Annotated in this window: 10 protein-coding genes and 1 tRNA gene; 6 read left to right on the plus strand and 5 right to left on the minus strand. The window is 58.7% G+C overall.

Translation table 11 applies throughout. The features are described from left to right. Positions 1-16 precede the first annotated feature (16 nt). Both speB and FKG95_RS28645 read right to left on the minus strand, forming a co-directional pair. Positions 17-979: an agmatinase gene (gene speB, locus FKG95_RS28640; RefSeq protein ID WP_142899898.1), complete on the minus strand. Its 963-nt coding sequence runs from the start codon at positions 977-979 to the stop codon at positions 17-19. A 118-nt stretch (positions 980-1097) separates the two neighbouring features. Continuing rightward, positions 1098-1991 (minus strand): LysR family transcriptional regulator, encoded by an 894-nt coding sequence (locus FKG95_RS28645; protein WP_179954329.1) that lies wholly within the window; start codon positions 1989-1991, stop codon positions 1098-1100. A 74-nt stretch (positions 1992-2065) separates the two neighbouring features. Between FKG95_RS28645 and FKG95_RS28650 the strand changes: the two genes are divergently transcribed. Continuing rightward, complete coding sequence (locus FKG95_RS28650; RefSeq protein ID WP_281281519.1) at positions 2066-3304, plus strand: aminotransferase; 1239 nt, start codon at positions 2066-2068, stop codon at positions 3302-3304. A gap of 249 nt (positions 3305-3553) precedes the next feature. On the opposite strand, the gene FKG95_RS28655 is transcribed toward FKG95_RS28650, so the two are convergent. Beyond that, positions 3554-4123, minus strand: coding sequence for an SRPBCC family protein (locus FKG95_RS28655; protein WP_142899901.1), 570 nt, complete (start codon positions 4121-4123; stop codon positions 3554-3556). Between the two features lie 529 nt (positions 4124-4652). Continuing rightward, positions 4653-5003 (minus strand): GNAT family N-acetyltransferase, encoded by a 351-nt coding sequence (locus FKG95_RS28660; RefSeq protein WP_179954330.1) that lies wholly within the window; start codon positions 5001-5003, stop codon positions 4653-4655. 793 nt (positions 5004-5796) lie between these two features. On the opposite strand from FKG95_RS28660, the gene FKG95_RS28665 reads away from it, so the two are divergent. The 5 genes from FKG95_RS28665 (at position 5797) to FKG95_RS28685 (ending at position 15999) form a co-directional block, all read left to right on the plus strand. Further along, a complete protein-coding gene (locus tag FKG95_RS28665; RefSeq protein ID WP_142899903.1) occupies positions 5797-9441 on the plus strand; it encodes a DUF4132 domain-containing protein in 3645 nt (1214 codons plus the stop codon). Further along, positions 9432-10520: an ATP-binding protein gene (locus tag FKG95_RS28670; protein ID WP_142899904.1), complete on the plus strand. Its 1089-nt coding sequence runs from the start codon at positions 9432-9434 to the stop codon at positions 10518-10520. Before FKG95_RS28665 ends, FKG95_RS28670 begins: the two co-directional genes overlap by 10 nt. Positions 10521-10562: 42 nt before the next feature. Then, a complete protein-coding gene (locus tag FKG95_RS28675; RefSeq protein WP_142899905.1) occupies positions 10563-12965 on the plus strand; it encodes a DUF5682 family protein in 2403 nt (800 codons plus the stop codon). Next, positions 12962-14077, plus strand: coding sequence for a VWA domain-containing protein (locus FKG95_RS28680; RefSeq protein ID WP_142899906.1), 1116 nt, complete (start codon positions 12962-12964; stop codon positions 14075-14077). Before FKG95_RS28675 ends, FKG95_RS28680 begins: the two co-directional genes overlap by 4 nt. Positions 14078-14316: 239 nt before the next feature. Next, positions 14317-15999 carry a hypothetical protein gene (locus FKG95_RS28685; RefSeq protein WP_142899907.1) on the plus strand — a complete coding sequence of 561 codons (1683 nt, stop codon included), beginning with the start codon at positions 14317-14319 and terminating at the stop codon, positions 15997-15999. A gap of 599 nt (positions 16000-16598) precedes the next feature. Here the strand turns inward: FKG95_RS28685 and FKG95_RS28690 are convergent. Beyond that, positions 16599-16675, minus strand: a tRNA-Met gene (locus tag FKG95_RS28690). Positions 16676-16723 lie beyond the last annotated feature (48 nt).

A 16723-nucleotide genomic window follows, 5' to 3' on the forward strand; every position in this document is an offset into this window, starting at 1 on the left:
ACAGATCCCTCGGATATCACGATTTGGATTTACGAGGCAAAACGCAAAGCATTTCATAGAGCAGATTGGCGCCCAGCAACGCCGTATTCCCACTGGTGTCATAAGGCGGCGAAACCTCGACAAGATCGCCCCCCACGAGATTGAGGCCAGCGCAGCCGCGCACGATTTCCAGGCCCTGCATGGAAGTCAGCCCCCCGACCTCGACAGTGCCGGTCCCGGGTGCGAAGGCCGGATCCAGGCCGTCGATGTCAAAGGTCAGATAGACCGGCGCGTCGCCAATCCTGACCCTAATATCCGCCATCAGCGGCGACAAGGATTTGTGCCAGCACTCATGAGCCTGAACGACCGTAAAGCCCCGGCTGCGTCCCCACTCGAAGTCGTCCGGGGCATAACCCGTTCCGCGCAGCCCGATCTGAAAGACCTTGTCGTTGATCAGCAGCTTGTCTTCCACGGCGCGGCGAAAGGGCGTCCCATGGGCGATCTTTTCGCCGAACATTTCATCGTTTGTGTCCGAGTGTGCGTCGATGTGTATCAGGGCCACCGGGCCGTGCCGCTCTGCAACTGCCCTCAGGATGGGGTAGGTCAGCGTATGGTCTCCGCCCAGGGTCAGCGGGATAACGCCATGGCTCAGGATCTGGCGGTAAGCCTCGGCGATGAGTTCGATCGATTTTTTCAGATCGAAGGTATTAATGGCGACGTCCCCAATGTCCGCGACCTGCATTTCCGAGAAGGGCGCGGCACCCGTGGCCATATTGAAAGGTCGCAGCATCGCACTTTCGGCCCGCATGGCACGCGGGCCGAAACGCGTTCCGGAGCGGTTCGAAGTTCCGATGTCCAGGGGCACGCCAACGAAACAGGCATCCAGGCCTGCCGCGGTTTCCTGTGCGGGCAGACGCATCATGGTTGCGTTGCCGCCGAAACGCGGCATCTGATTCCCGCCCAACGGCTGATTGAGTTCCTCGTTCGCTTCTACATTCATCCCTGCAACCGGCGCCTTCCTGTCATGACAAGCTGTAAGAATAGCGACGCGGCGCAGACGGCTTCAATAAAGGCCCGTCAACTGATATATTTGAAAAAACAAATGTATTGCTTCAGTATCACTCTCTGTGAGCCTGAACCAGGGTTTCGCAAAAAGCCCTGATGACAACAGGCTTTTTGCCAGATTTCGTCACCATCTGCATTTGGCAGATATAGGGGTCCTGATCGAGCTCAAACTTTCGCAGGCGCTTCGCGTCCACGTAAGACCTTGCCAAATGGTCCGGCAACAGGCCGATGTAACGGCCACTGAGCACGATCATCAGCTGCGATTCAATCTCGTGCACCGAAAGATCGATCTCGCGGATATTAAGGGCGCGCTGGCGCTGCCGGCTCCAATAGCCGCGGTCGATCCGGGCGCTGTCTTCGATCATCTGCTCCGTGATATCGGCGTCCGGCACATGAAACAGCGGATGACTGGCCCCGCAGTAGAAGGAATGCCGCTCGGCGTAGAGATCGACGAACTCCAGCCCGTGGATTGCCTTGTCGAAGCTGCCTATCCCCACATGCAGGGCACCGTCCATAACCTGCCGCAAAATCTCCTGCGGGCGTTGCTGCGAGAGCTCGAAGCGGATCATGGGCGCGTGATTGATGAAAGAGCTGATGGCGTCCGGCAGCTTCATCGCGTCGTCGGTGGATATGCAATCGACCGTCGCAACCCGGAGCGAACCCACCATGTTGCCCCTGAGTTCCGCCAATCGGCTGGAGCTGTCTCCGATCGCGGTAAAGAGGTCCTGACTGACCTCATGTACCATGCGCCCCTTTTCCGTCAGCATGAACCCGCGCCGGCCGCGCTGGCAGAGCCTGATCCCCAAGCGCTCCTCCAACGCCGTGATGTGATTGGAGATCGTCGGCTGACTCAAGCCCAGCTCCGCCTGCGCCGCGGAAAAGCCTCCGTTGCGGACCACGCAATCAAAAACGGTCAGGAGATGTAGATCGGAACCGGATATCTTCATAAAATCATTGAAGGTTACAAATGTAAGAATTTGCAAGCGCATATTTCTTGAATTTCAGCGCCGATTAGACTGAAGTGCGCAAATCCGAGGCCTCAGTCTCTTCGCGGCGTCGGGCTATCCCGATCACCCAGAATTTTGGAGACCCCGTCATCTCTTCCGCTCCCTTAAACAGTGCCGTAACGCGGTTGAGTATGCCGCCCATCCCCGCCGTCCAGGAATCCGCGCAAAACTATGACGGCCATCACGGGCCTTTGATCGATCTCTCCCAAGCCGTACCTGGCTATCCCGCCCATCCCCTTCTGCTCACGCACCTGCAGGAGAGCGCGCGGCAGCCTGAACTCCTGGGTTATGGAAAGATCGAAGGCGAACCGACGCTACGTGACGCTTACGCGGCAGACTTGAGACAGGTTTATCACGCTGATGTCAGCGACGCGGAAGTTCACATCACCTCTGGCTGCAACCAGGCCTTTGTGGCAAGCGCGCTGACCGTTGCCGGTCCGGGCGAAAAACTGCTTCTCGTCACACCCTTCTACTTCAATCATGAATCCACCCTTTCGATGCTGGGAATCGGAACCAAGGCTGTTGCCGCCAAGGCCGAGGATGGTTTTCTGCCTGACCCTGACCTGGTGAAGGCTGCAGTGACGCCGGACATAAGAGCGCTCGTCTGCGTGACCCCGAACAATCCGACCGGCGCGGTCTATCCACCCGATCTGATGGATGTGCTGTTCGATATCTGCGTGGAACGCGGCATCTGGCTTATCGTCGATGAAACCTATCGCGACTTTTTGCCCGGGAACGCAGCGCAACCGCATAGGCTCTTTCAACGCCCGAATTGGCGCAATCATCTCATCGGGCTTTACAGCTTCTCGAAATCCTTTTGCATTCCCGGTCATAGACTGGGCGCGGTAACGGCCGGGCGTGATATCGTGATGCAGATCGCCAAAGTGATGGACAACCTTCAGATCTGCGCGCCGAGGCCGCCGCAATGTGCCGTCGCCAAGGCCATGCCGCAGCTTGGTGACTGGCGGGACTCCAACCGCGCGGAAATCGCACGCCGTCGTGACAGCCTCGAAAAAGTCGTCTCCGGCCTTTCAAACTGGCAGATCGCGAGCATCGGTGCCTACTTCAGCTACATCAGACATCCCTTTGAAGGCAGCGCATCCGTCGATGTCGCCGCCCGACTTGCCGCCGAACGCGGTGTCCTGTGCCTGCCGGGCGCTTTCTTCGGTGAGGGACAGGACGCGTTTCTTCGGCTGGCTTTCGCCAATGCGGGCTGTAGCGAGCTGGAAGAACTCTCCGTCCGGCTCGCGTAAGAGAGGGCGGGACCGCAGCCTTTATCTCGACGAGACCGAGAGATGCGATGGGTGCCCCCCTCAAAGACGCCGTCTCCCCCCATCTCCAGCCGCAGGAGGCCGGATTATGTCAACAGACGGCAGGTCGCCGGTGAGAGATTTCAGGAATTGCGCTTTCAGTGAATCGTGGGTGGCTGCTCGAGAGCCCATGAATCTTGAGCGAATCATAAAGCAGGTGGTTCATGGTGTTTTATCGAATACGCGCAGCTTTCAGGCAGCCTGCGCAAGATCCTCGCGTATGTGGGCGAGCTTCTTGCCGATCGCGCGGCGCAACTGAAGCCGTGCCCAGGGACGAAAGAAAAACCGTGTCACGGGGCTGATTCCCTCCATCCTGATCGTGGCGACCGAATAGGTCAGGCGGGTGCGCGCCGGTCCAAGCGGCTCTAGCTCAATGATTTGCCGGTGATCCGGCGTGCGTTTCGAACCGGCGCTGCTATCGATGTTCAACTCCGCGACGGATTGTCGTTTGAGCGGCTCCCAGTCCATGATCACTCCCACGAAGCGCTGGTCCGGCATCGGCCAGGGGATAATCGGGTTGTTGGTGTGGAGCATCTCGAAATAGGTGCCGACGCCGCCCGCATCCTGCATGTCGACAATCTCGTTGTGAAAGGCATCGGCTTCCCAATGCAGCGGGTCCTGGATCACCCGCCATACCTCTTCAACAGCATAATCGAGGAGAAAAGACCGCCGTGCCATAACCTCAAGCCTGGGATTTTCAGTGACACGTGTACGTGCTTGCATCTCCCAATGGGCCGAATCTCCGCCAGTGTCCAGCGTCATTGCGCCACTCCTTGCTCTCTCGTCATGACGGTCCTTTGCATTCCAGCCAGATGGGCGCTGGCAGGCTCTGCGAGCGCATCACCCGACGGCGGCTTCAGCTTCACATATGTGTCTCATGTCGAATAAAAAAACCCGTTGTGTAACGGATACACCCCCCAGGGCCTCTTCGCCGTGCAACGTCGCTTGGCCCTGATGTTTGATTTGGTTGTGGGGATGATGGTTTCCGGTGGAAAGCATTGTGATGCAGAAGCGGAACTGCTTCACCACTGACACTCCAACAACGGCCTTAGAGTTCTCAAACCGCGACAAGCGGTCTTTCGTTGACGGTACAGCAAACAGCAGCTGCAAGCCTATTCTGCGACCTTGGTTCGGAGCGCAGCACTCTACCTGGAGGGCGGATTGCGGTCGTTCGCCATAAGTGCGCGCTAGACAAAAGGCTTCGCCGGAAGCTGACATTCAGGTGGGCGTAAAGGCGGTTTTCTCTCTGCGACGCCGCAAGTCTGCAACCACCCAAACTGACATTCGAATGTCAGTTTGGGTTGGTCCAGCGATGCTCGATATTCATAAGGTTTGATTCGTGCTCGATTTCCCGAGAGACTTCGAGCAGACCCTCCCGCTTATAGAATCTTAGCGCATGTATGTTCTTTTCATACACCCATACGGTTATCCAGTCGCGGTCTGCTTTTGCCATGTCCAGCAAACGCTTGCCGATACCTGTGCGACGCGCTTCGGCTACCACGTAGAGTGCGCCAATATTGTCGTCATCACGTGTACAAAAACCCACAATGCGGTCTCCCATCTCCGCAACCCACACCAAATCAGTCTCGAAGAGATCCCTCCAAAAAGCCTGCATCGGTTGAAGGTCGTCCAGCTCGGCCATCCACAGTGTTTCGTCCGCCCAATCGCGCAGTATGTCGACGCAGGCTACGACGTCAGATTGTTGTCCAGGTCGGATGTGAGGAGTCATGGAAACGACAATAAAGCGTAGACATCATACGGTCTATCTTGGTTTGAGCTGGCTCAAGAAGGACAGCTTTGTCCACCCTGCTGACAAACGCCCAGCTCAATACTTTGCGGTCGCGGCGAATGCCCGGAACCGGGTATGCAGGCGCAGCAACTGAGGGTCGCTTTGGATGTCGGCGAAGGGCCGTGAGCACCAATTGACAACGAACGGCCCAAAATCCGGATCGTCCGCTGATCAGACCTTGGACCTGAGTGCAGCGAAAGCCCGCTAGTCATCCAGTACAACTGTTATACGTGATGGGGTAAATGACTGTATTGGATCGTAAGTTCGTAGGTTGGTTGCGGGGAGCACGCAACCAACTCTGTGCAGTGTTCTCGGTTAACGGGTTCGTGCGACCAAAGAAGCTAAAATACCAGAAGAGCCAGAAACCTGCCTACCAACCAGCAACCCCGGATAACATTGGATCGTGTCTCAATTTGAAGTCAAAAATTACGGCTTTTCGGATCTTCTGCGTGTCGAGGTGTGCAAAAAGCCGCCCCAGCTCATGAGCTTAAGAGATAACGAAAAGCACTTGGTTTAAATGATGCGTCCCGGTAGCGTGACTATCGTGCAAAAGTAATTTCATGAGGAAAGTCAGTTGCGGTCGCTAATCTCCAGTCTTTTTAAGAATCTCAAGATTTCCGACGCTATTACCAGAGATTTACACCGATTGAACGGTTTGCAGAACGGATTGGGAGACAAAGCCGCGGCCTATGTCAGCAATGGGACTAACGAGACCGTTTTATCCACTCTGACAACTCTGGATTGCCGCGAGACGCTTGGATTGACAGCGCGCTACTCCAAAGACAAGGCAGACCATGCAAGACGCGTTTACCTAGCCCGTCAGGCGAACGACGCCGAGATACTCGCACGATATGCAGAAGTTCTGGGCGCGGCCACTGGCTCGGAGCAGGGCGATCTCTCTGGGTCGAAACACACGCCCCTGCCCCTGAGGGCACTCTTCACAATTGCAGGTACTGGCCTGGTTGAGTCTTCGAATAGATGGCCGCGTCCTGTGATCGACGGGTCAGCCTGTAACCTGACCCCTGAATTCTGCCTTGCCGTTTGCCGGGCAGCAGGCGGTTCGGCGACGGATCTTTTCGACATTCTTTTCCAGGATGACGGCCGTTGGGAGACCCAAACCGAAATCAGAAGACTGCCGGAGCTCTTCGACTTTGCACCTTTGGCTCGCGACCATCCCGAGGAGTTGCTCTCAGCCGGACGGCGGATTAGCGCCAGCGGTAAGGTGGTCCTGATAAAGCAAATGCGCAAATGGTCGTTCTTTTCGGAACCGGCATTTTGCGGCTATCTGACCGAAATGACCGCCGATGGCGCCAAATCGGTCCGCCAGGAAGCGGTCCAGGTCATGATGACCCTGCCGCACGAGCAGGTCCTGCCCGTCGCCGAAAAAAATCTGTCGGAGGGTAGCGCGCCGGTCCGCAGCGCCATGGTCTCGCTCTTGGCCGGGCTCCAGGCGCCCGAAGCGCTAAATATACTGCGCGAACATCAAAAGACGGAGAAGACCGCCCGAATTAAAGCGGCCATCGAATCAGCGCTTACAGTTGAGACAGTGAACACCCGCGAGACCGAGGAGGCAGACGACGCAACCAGCTACCTCGCCCTTGACGGAAGCCGTGTCGAAATTCCGCCGAAACGGATGCCGAGCACCGCGCCTGAGATAACCTTCAGCAAGGAAGACCTGCAGCATCTTTCTGAGCTCATCAAAAAAGAGAACGCCGAGATCGATCGCCGCAACAAGACGAGAACGGGATTGAGCAAGTACGTCGAACCTTCGCTTTCAAGCGGCTTCGCAAACCAGATCATCGAGCTGCTCAACGGACCGCCTGAAGAGTTCCTGCTCGAGAAGAACCAGCTGATGCGCATGTTCCTCTATCATACGGCGCGGGACAGTTGGACACTGCCGACTTTGAAACGCATGCCCCAAGACAGGGCGCTGCGCTTCGCCTTGCGCATGAGTCGAGACTTCGACGCCGCATTCCATCAAGGTGACTACACAGCGGGCGATGCCTACATTTCGTACTACGTGAACAGCGAAGGCGCCGACTACCGTGTCCTGGAGGACCTGAACGCAACAGGTGTCGCCCAAATTCAATATGGATCCTGGGGGGACCGGAAAAGCCGTCACGCCGGTCCCGGGGATTTGATCCGCGAAGAGATGTCGCGCGATTGGTTCAACTACGAGGTCGCGGACTTGCCGCGTGAAGCCATCTGGCCGCTTTTGGCCGAGAGCTTCGATGTGTTCGATCAGGCCTTTGGTTTGCGAAGCGCCGACGACCTGAAGCCCTCTAGATTTCACGCGATACGCTTTCTTCATCTCCTGCCCAAAACCCCGCAACGCTACTACGGCCCTCTTTTGGAAGTCGCCACAGGAACGACCAAGACCGGCCGGGCTGAAGCGCGGGAGATGCTGACGGGCGCCCCCGGTCTGGCAGAGCGCGTCGTCGCCCTGCTTGACGATACCCGGCAAGACGTGCGGGCGGGTGCCGCCGAATGGATTGCGGATCTTGGTTTGCAGGAGGCGACCAAGGCGCTGCAGGCGCGCCTCAAGAAAGAGAAATCGGATCTGGCCCAAGCTGCAATTCTCACCACGCTATCACGATTGGGGGTCGAGCTTTCGGACTATGTGGGTCCGAAGGCGCTTCTGGCTGAAGCCGAGAAGACCCTGAAAAAGGCGAAGTTCGATAAGCTGGAGTGGCTGATCGACGACCATCTGCCGACGATGAAGTATAGAAGTGGACAGAAAGTACCGTCGGAAGTGATCAAGGCTTGGTTGTTCCTTGCCAACAAGCTCAAACAACCGGGTGGGAATAAGCTCTTCGACATCTATCTCGACCAACTGGATCCCGAAAGCGCGAAGGAACTCTCGACCTGGATCTTCGATGCCTGGATCAACTATGACACGCAGCGTCCCAGCAATGCCGAGGCAAATGCCTATGCGGAACAGCATGCCGATCAGAACTGGAAAAGCATGCTGCGCTGGGTCAAGGATTACACGCGGGAACAGGCTTTTCGCGAGCTTTACAACGGGATCAAGAGCCAATACCTGAACTCGGGGGCGGCCACGAAAGGCGTTCTGGCGCTGACAAAACACACCGACCCGGCGCATGCAGCGGCTTCGGTGCGCAATTACCTCAAGGCGCACGGATCCCGTACCTCCCAAGCCTCTTCGCTCTTAGATCTGCTGGCTGCGAAGGGCGATCCCCTGTCGCTGCAAATCGTCATCTCCGCGGCAACACGCCTCAAGCAAAAGGGTGTTCAGGCCTACGCAGGCAAACTGGTCGAGGCCGTTGCCGATGCCCGCGACTGGACGATGGACGAACTCGCAGACCGCACTGTTCCCTCCGCGGGCCTGAACGATGAGGGCATACTCGAGCTCCCCTGCGGACGGGAGGAAAAGCCCTATTCCGCCCGCATGGACGATGAATTTAAACTCGTCGTGTTGAATCCGGACGGAAAGAAAATCAAAGGGCTGCCAGCGGGCGATGACGATGCGACCAAAGCCAGCAAAAAGCAGCTCTCGGCTTCGAAACGGGAACTGAAGCAAGTCATCACCCTGCAGGGCGAACGTCTTTATGAAGCGCTTTGTGCCGAAAGGCGTTGGCCCGTCCAGGACTGGATACGCGACTTCCGCGACCACCCTGTTATGGGCCGCCTGACAGAGCGGGTCATCTGGTTGGGTGAGAATGGCGAGGGCGCGCTCCTCGGCGCATTTCGTCCCACTGCCGAAGGCGACTACGTAGATGCCGAAGACAACGAAGTAGAGCCCCAGTCTTTCGCCTCTATCCGCCTTGCCCACGGGGCTTTGCTCGCCGCCGAGCAGGCGGAAGCCTGGGTGCAGCATCTGACCGACTATGAAGTCAAGCCGCTCTTTACCCAGTTCGGCCGGCCCCTTCTGGCTCTGACCGAGGAACAGGGCAAGGAGACCCGGATCGAGGATCGCAAAGGCTGGACAACCGACACCTTTACGATGCGCGGTGCCGCGTCGCGTCTGGGTTATGAGCGTGGCGAGGCCATGGATGCCGGTTACTTCAACGAATACATTAAAAACTTTCGCAGTGCCGGCCTCAGCGCCGTGATCGAATTCTCGGGCAATTGCCTGCCGGAAGAGAACCTTCCCGCTGCGGCGATACATCTGGAGTTCGTCAAGCTGCTCAACAATAACAGACGTTCACGGGCAGTTTCCTTGGCGGAAGTGCCGCCGGTCCTCTTATCGGAGTGTTGGAACGATTACCGGGACATGGTGGCGAAAGGCAGCCATGATCCCGATTGGGAAAAGAAGATGCCATGGATGTAACAAACACCCAGAAAGAGCCGGCCGAACGCCGCTACGCCGAGGAGCTGGCTCGACTGAAGGCCGAAGACCGGGCGCCAAAGCCGGCAGGTTGGCAGCTGTCCCCGCGCGCGGTGCGGCGTTTCATCCTTGGCGATCCCGCATTGGATGTCAGCCGGAAGTTCTACGGCGACGACCCGCTCGTCGACCGTTGTATCGTCTCGCTGATGGGGCATCAGGGCCTGATGCTGGTGGGTGAACCTGGGACGGCAAAGTCGCTGCTGTCGGAGCTTCTGGCTGCGGCGATCAGTGGCAATTCCCTCCTCGTCGTGCAGGGGAGTGCCGGCGTCATCGAGGACCATCTGCGCTATGGTTGGAACTACGCCCTGCTGCTGGCCGAAGGCCCGAGCGAACGGGCGCTGGTTCCATCGCCGATTATGAATGCGATGCAAGACGGGAAGATTGCACGGATCGAAGAGCTGACCCGCTGTGCACCAGAGGTCCAGGACGCAATGATTTCCCTGCTTTCGGAAAAGACCATCGCCATGCCGGAGCTGGGGGCTGAGCGCGAACTGCGCGCTGCGCGCGGATTCAATGTCATCGCCACCGCCAACCTGCGCGATCTGGGCGTAAACGAGATGTCGAGCGCGCTCAAGCGCCGCTTCAATTTCGAGACCGTCTCGCCGATCGCGGATGCAGCCTTCGAAAAGGAATTGATTGCGAAACAGCTCAAGGAGCGCATGGAGGATTACGATATAGAAGCCGAGATGCCCGAGGAGGTGTTGGACGTGGTTGTTTCGGTTTTTCGCGACCTGCGAACGGGCCGCGCCGAGGACGGCGCGGTAGTGGCGCAGCCTAAAAGCGTCATGTCCACCGCCGAAGCTGTGAACGTGGCCCATGCGGCACTCTTGGATGCAGGGTATCTATCGGCGGAATCTCCGACCGGTGCTCATGTAGCACGGCAACTGGGTGGCGTTGTCTTCAAAGACGACGCCGAAGACGCCCGCAAACTGCGCGCCTATGTGGACACGATCGCGCGCGCAAGGGGCCGCAGAAGCCGGGCCTGGGCATCCTTTCATAAAGCCGCAAAGTCGGATGACTGACCCACAATTCGGCTTTATGGCGACAGCAAGCACGAGAAAGCTATGACCGGAGAAGCTCTCATTCGCGCCGTGCGTGAGAGAGTGTTTCAACCCGAAGCACAGCTTTACATCGCACCGGTACGTCACCATTCCCCGGCCTGCGCCAGCGCTGTGCAGAAGATGATCCGCGAGATCCGCCCCGCCAAAGTACTGATCGAAGCGCCCCACGACCTCGAACATCTGATCCCTCACCTCCTTGCCGCCGACACTGAGCCACCGGTGGCTGCAGCCAGCCTGCTTGATCGCAAGGACGGGCCCAGGCTGGCCGCTTACTATCCCTTCTGCGCCCATTCACCGGAATGGGTCGCCCTGCGCGAAGGGGCCAAAGTGGGCGCTGAACTGCGCTTCATCGATCTCGGATCAGACGCCAAGATCGCCTCCGCCGATCAGCAGGAAACCGGCCCCAGGCCTCTGGTTCGCGAGCAGGCCTTCGATCAGGGCGACTACGTCAGAGCTCTGTGCAGCCGTCTCGGGTGTCAGGATGGTTACGAGTTATGGGACCATCTCTTCGAAACCCGGATCGGTGACCAGGACTGGCGCAGCTTCCTCGCCGACGTCGGCGCCTACTGCACCGCCCTGCGCGCCTCGACACCCGCGGATGAGATCGAAAGCACGGGCGACATGGAGCGCGAAACCCACATGGCAGCCGGCCTGCGCGATGCCCTGGGTTCCGGTCCGGTGGTGGTGGTGATCGGTGGCTTTCATACCGCACCACTCCTCGACCCGATCAAAACCGCGGGTAAGACCTCGGCCGGCGGGAAGTCGGATGCCCAGTCCTATCTGATCCGCTACGGCTACAAAGAGCTTGATGCTTTGATGGGTTATGGGGCCGGTTTGCCGCAGCCAGCCTATTACGAAGCGCTGTGGAACCATGTGCAGTCCAAGGAAGGCACACCCGACTGGCAGGTGATTGCCCGCGAACTGATACAGAGCTTCTCCAGTAAAATGCGCACAGCCGGCTATGGAATTTCTCTGCCGGCGCAGGTGGAGCTACTGCGCAGCGCCGAGACGCTCGCGCGTCTGAGGAACCGTCCGGGCGCTCTGCGTCACGATCTTATCGATGCCCTGACCTCCGCCCTCGTGAAGGGCGAGACCAGTAGCGCGGATGCCTGGAGAGAACGCTTTGTCGTCTTTCTGCGCGGCCACGCGCTCGGCGAGGTCAGCGATATGGCGGGGCAGCCACCGATCGTCGCGGATGCGCGCGCCCGGGCCAAAGCCCTGCGCTTTAATGTTTCCGACGGTCTAAGGCGAGAGCGCAGCCTCGATATCCGCCGCAAACCCGCTCATCTCGCCGCCTCGCGCTTTGCCCACGCCATGACGTTGCTCGAGACCGATTTTGCCAGCCGTTCTGGAGGACCCGATTTTCTGAATGCCGTACAGACCGGCTTGCTGTTCGAACACTGGGACTACGCCTGGTCTCCGAAGGTGGAAGGACAGCTCATCGAGGCAGCGGTCTTTGGCGATACAATCCCCGCTGCCTGTCTGGGACAGCTTGCGCGAGCCCGCGCCGCGCTAACAGAGAATGGACGCTCCGATGACCTTGACGCCCTGCTTGCTCTCTTCAAACAGGGGCTTTTAGCCGGTTTGGGGCAAGACCTGGACAGGTTGCTGACCGAGGTCAAAGACGCTCTGCGTCGAAGCGGTGATTTCCCCCAAACCGCCAGGGCTATCACTACGCTCCATGCAATCGAAGCTTCGCGCGGACCTTTGTCTTTACCCGAAGGATTGGAAATCCGCAGCGTCATGCAAGGCGCCTTCGAGAGGCTGATCTATCTCTGCGATGACCTTCCTAAGATTCGCGAAGAGGCCCTGCCCCCCTGCCTGGATGCCCTGCGCATGCTGACCGAACTCCTACACGGGCCCGCTGCAGGCTCTTTCGAAACCGCCTTGTTCGATGAAGCTCTCGATCGGATCGCCGAGGCAGATCCAAGACCGGAACTCCTCGGCGCAGTGACAGCAATCGCGGTCGAAGGCGGGCGTAAACCGGCATCCACGCTTCCAGACATGCTGACCGGCCAGTTCAGTGGCACCGCCCTCAATCTTCCCGCTCGCTTGGGCGGCCTGCGCGGCATGCTGGCTGTAGCGCCAAACCTTCTCTGGACAGCGGACCACGTGCTCGCAGTCGTCGACGAATTTCTTGCCCAACTGGACGATGATGCCTTTTTAGCCATGCTACCCCATCTGCGCCTGGCTCTGTCGACGCTTTCGCCACGTGAGGCGGACCGCATTGCCGCCGCCTTGGTTCACCGCCATGGTGGCAGCGCCGGGGATTTCACCGCGCATCATTACGATGTCACTGACGAAGATGCCCGGCGGGGGGCGGAAATCGACGCGGCCCTGCGCGCGAGCATTCGGGCGGATGGGCTGGAAGACTGGATCTTCGCGCAGAACGAAGGTGCGGTATGAGCGAACAGGTCAAACGTCGCTGGCGTCTCGCGCTCGGCCGCTACGCAGAACAGCAGCTCGGCGGGTTAACGGGAGGCGACGGGCGGGCGGATCGTGCGCTCGACTACCTTTATGGCCGTGAGTACGACAAACGCGGACTGCATCGCCCGGACGGGCCCGGATCGCTCGATCCTACTCAAATGAAGGCCCTCGATTGGCTCGGCGAAGCGCGCAAACTCTTCCCGCAATCGGTCTTCCAGGTACTGCAGGACCACGCACTCGATAGATACGGGCTTTCCGAACTCCTGGATGATCCCAAGACTCTCGACAGCCTTGAGCCCAATCAGGATCTCCTGAAGACGCTGTTAAGCTTCCATGGGCGGGCCAGGCCGGAGATAAAAGATAAACTGCGGCAGGTCGCCGATGCCGTCATTCAAGACGTCCTCCGACGATTGAAGTCGGATGTGCAGCGTGCATTTTCCGGACGACGCAATCCCTTCAAGCGCTCGCACATCGCCTCGGCGGCCAACTTCGACTGGCGGAACACACTTCGCCGAAACCTGAAACACTATGACCCAAAAGCCGGGCGCATCATCGCCGAAGAGCTGCGCTTCTTGTCCCGCGAACGACGCAGGCTACCATGGTCGGTGGTGCTCTGCGTGGACCAGTCAGGCTCTATGACAGACAGCATTATCCACTCGGCGGTGATGGCGGCTATTCTCTCGGGCCTGCCGGGCGTACGCGTCTCCATGGTGTTGTTCGATACATCGATCATCGATGTCACCGACCGTTTGACCGACCCACTGGAAACGCTCTTGTCCGTGCAGCTTGGCGGCGGAACCGATATCGGACGCGCTGTCGAATACTGCGAGCGCTTCGTCGAAACACCGGAACGCACGGTTTTTGTCCTGATCTCGGATTTCGCCGAAGGCGCCAGCCCCCGCCGGCTCTTCCGCGCCGTCGCACGGATGAACGAAGCCCGTGTGCGCCTGATCGGGCTCAGCGCGTTGGACGAGCTGGGCGCCCCCTATCACGATGAACAGATTGCCGGGCGCCTGACATCGCTGGGTATGCAGATCGGCGCGATGACCCCGGACCGGCTCGCGCAGTGGCTGGCGGAGGTGATGCGATGACGCTGGCCGGCATACTGTCATCCTTTGACGATAACGCCTTGGCCGCTTTGGCAAACAAGGGCCTGCTGCGTCGCGCCCACAAAGCCTGCAAAGAAGGTGAAGCAGAGATCATCCGCCTGGATGAAACAGGTGCGGAAGTCGAGGCCAGCGGTCAAACGGTGACACTCCCAATAACTGGGCCGCAGGCTGCCGACTGTAGCTGTCCGGCATCGGGGATCTGCAGCCACATTCTGATGGCAGTGATTACCCTGCGCGATCTCCCAGCGGAAGCACGGAGCGCCGGCGCAACGCCACCTGTGCTCTCCTCGCGGCAGATGCTTCTTGAGATATCCGAGGCTGAACTGCGCAAGTTTGCCGGGTCCGACTATGATCAGGCTCTCGTCTTGGCTGGATCGGCCGAGAGGAACGATGAAGAAGAGAACCTAGCTGTCAGCTTCGCAACGCCAGAGGCGCAAGTGACTTTTGTCGCGGGTCAGCCTCTTAAAGCGGCTCTTTACAAAGGACCAGGTACGCGCAAACGGCTGGTCATAACAGCAGCAGTGATCGCCGTTCGCTTCCAGGCCGGCATAGGCTCAAAGCTTGATAGCGACAAGGCGCCAAGCGAAACCGGTCCCGAAGCAGAGATGCTGATCGCGATTTGCGAAGCTATCGAAACTGCAATCGGTCAGGTATTCCACGGCTCTGCTTCGCTTGCCTCGGAGCGGTTTCTTGATCTCGCCATCTCTGCGCGTGTGCAATCCGCGCCCCGTCTGACATCGCAATTGATGACGTTATCGGCCTTCGCCGACTGGGCGGACAAGGGCGACATCCGGTTCGATGGCTCCCGGTTTCTATCTAATCTCTCGCAGGCTTACGCCCTAAGCAAAGCGCTCACTGTCCGGCCGAACGACCCAGTCTTATGCGGCACTGCACGGCGCAGCTATGACCCGGCTCCCGCCATCAGCCTATGGGCGCTTGGCGCAGGAAGATGGGCGACCGCGGCAGGCGCCCGAGGACTGACCCTGCATTTGCTGAACCCTGAGAACGGCGAATTCTTATGCGCCGTGATCGCGCGTGGCGCCGGCCAGGATCCTCTCTTTACCGCCCGTGAGGCTTTTGCAGGCCCCATATGGGGCGTGCCTTCGGTAGAAACCTTGACTGGTACCCAGGTGCATTTTGCGCAGCCGTTCCTGTCCGTGGATCACCAACTCTCGACTTCCGGCAAAGCACGTGCTGAAGTTCGCGGAAATCTCCAGGCGTCCGACGTAGTGGATTCCCCGTATCTGATCCAACGCTGGGATGAACTACACAGCTCGCTGCGCGCCAGAGCCGGCACTGGCATGGCGCGTACGGCTTCCCCACTTCCATCACTTGTCTTACCAGAAAGGGTCGACGAAGCCAGGTTCGATGACTTAAACCAGCTCTATCATTGGCCTGTGCGGGATGCAGCAGGAGCGACTCTTCACCTTTCCGCCCCGCCCTCGCGGCTGTCTCGCCTGAAAACTCTGCCTCAGCAGTTTCCTGGCGCACTGGCACTCTTGATCACGACAACACTGACAGCAGATGGTCCGACCCATGAGCCGGTCTCCATCCTGATCCGTAAGGGCAACGGCGTCGAGGCAATCGACCTGCACTTCACCACCGCACCTGCCGGCAACATTTTCTCGAAGGCTCGTGCTGGCTTTGCAAAGCAAATGCGCCGGATTTCAGAGACAGTGAATACCACACAGGGTGCGGGTTTCGGTCAATTGGCTCTCGCTGGACTGGCAGAGCATTGCCGCCAACCACAAACCGATGCCCTTGAAATCCTGGCACAGAGGGCAGAAGCGCAAAACCTGATTTTGATTTCTGACGCGCTGCATCAGGTATGCCGCGAACGTCGAGCAGACAGAATTCTAAAGGCTTCGTATCTCTGTAGCGAAGCTTCCACGATGAGCCTTTGAAATCTCCGGGCGCATCAGAACTGGCGTACTCACCCTGGACAAAAAACCTGCGTTTGTGAAGCGTGTGTTTTTATTGGTTCGATGTTTATGATTGATCCCTTTCCCAGTCTGCACCAATAAAAACCCGGCACGACGCGGGCGTCCCTCCGGGGGATTTCATCGGACTTACGCGGCGCCACTGGCGCCCCGGTTCCTCGAAATGGTTGCGTTGGCAGGATTTGAACCATTCGTCGTGCTTACGCGAGCCCAGTGGGCTCACGGTCGCTCCGAATACCCAAGGGTCGCAGGTTCAAAGCTTGTCTCATACCCAAATACATAGGGCCCCGCGAGGGGGTCATTGTATTTGGTTGCGTTTAGGATTTGGTTGCGGGATCAAACAGTCCAGTGGACTGTTTGATGGATTTGTCCCTTGCGCAGTCTGCGCGCGGGCTGTTCGCCCGTGCTCAACCTTCGGCCTAAAAAGGCTCCACTGGAGCCTTTTCTTGACGGTCTCAGCCTTCAAGTTATGAGCGAGGCCCACAACCCAGCGGAGGTCTGGAGGTTGAGAGACCGGTCTGATATCCAAACACCAAAGCCCCCGCGAGGGGGGCTTTGGTGTTTGGTTGCGGGGGCAGGATTTGAACCTGCGACCTTCAGGTTATGAGCCTGACGAGCTACCGGGCTGCTCCACCCCGCGGGAATTTCTGTTGGCTGTTTGTTGATTTTGGGATGGTTTGTGTTTGTG

This window comes from Denitrobaculum tricleocarpae (genome assembly GCF_007004665.1).
Lineage (GTDB): Bacteria > Pseudomonadota > Alphaproteobacteria > Kiloniellales > Kiloniellaceae > Denitrobaculum > Denitrobaculum tricleocarpae.

Coding starts and splice junctions, on each gene's coding strand:
- speB (WP_142899898.1), bottom strand. CDS start 979: ATGAATGTAGAAGCGAACGAGGAACTCAATCAGCCGTTGGGCGGGAAT.
- FKG95_RS28645 (WP_179954329.1), bottom strand. CDS start 1,991: ATGAAGATATCCGGTTCCGATCTACATCTCCTGACCGTTTTTGATTGC.
- FKG95_RS28655 (WP_142899901.1), bottom strand. CDS start 4,123: ATGACGCTGGACACTGGCGGAGATTCGGCCCATTGGGAGATGCAAGCA.
- FKG95_RS28660 (WP_179954330.1), bottom strand. CDS start 5,003: ATGGCCGAGCTGGACGACCTTCAACCGATGCAGGCTTTTTGGAGGGAT.
- FKG95_RS28670 (WP_142899904.1), top strand. CDS start 9,432: ATGGATGTAACAAACACCCAGAAAGAGCCGGCCGAACGCCGCTACGCC.
- FKG95_RS28675 (WP_142899905.1), top strand. CDS start 10,563: ATGACCGGAGAAGCTCTCATTCGCGCCGTGCGTGAGAGAGTGTTTCAA.
- FKG95_RS28680 (WP_142899906.1), top strand. CDS start 12,962: ATGAGCGAACAGGTCAAACGTCGCTGGCGTCTCGCGCTCGGCCGCTAC.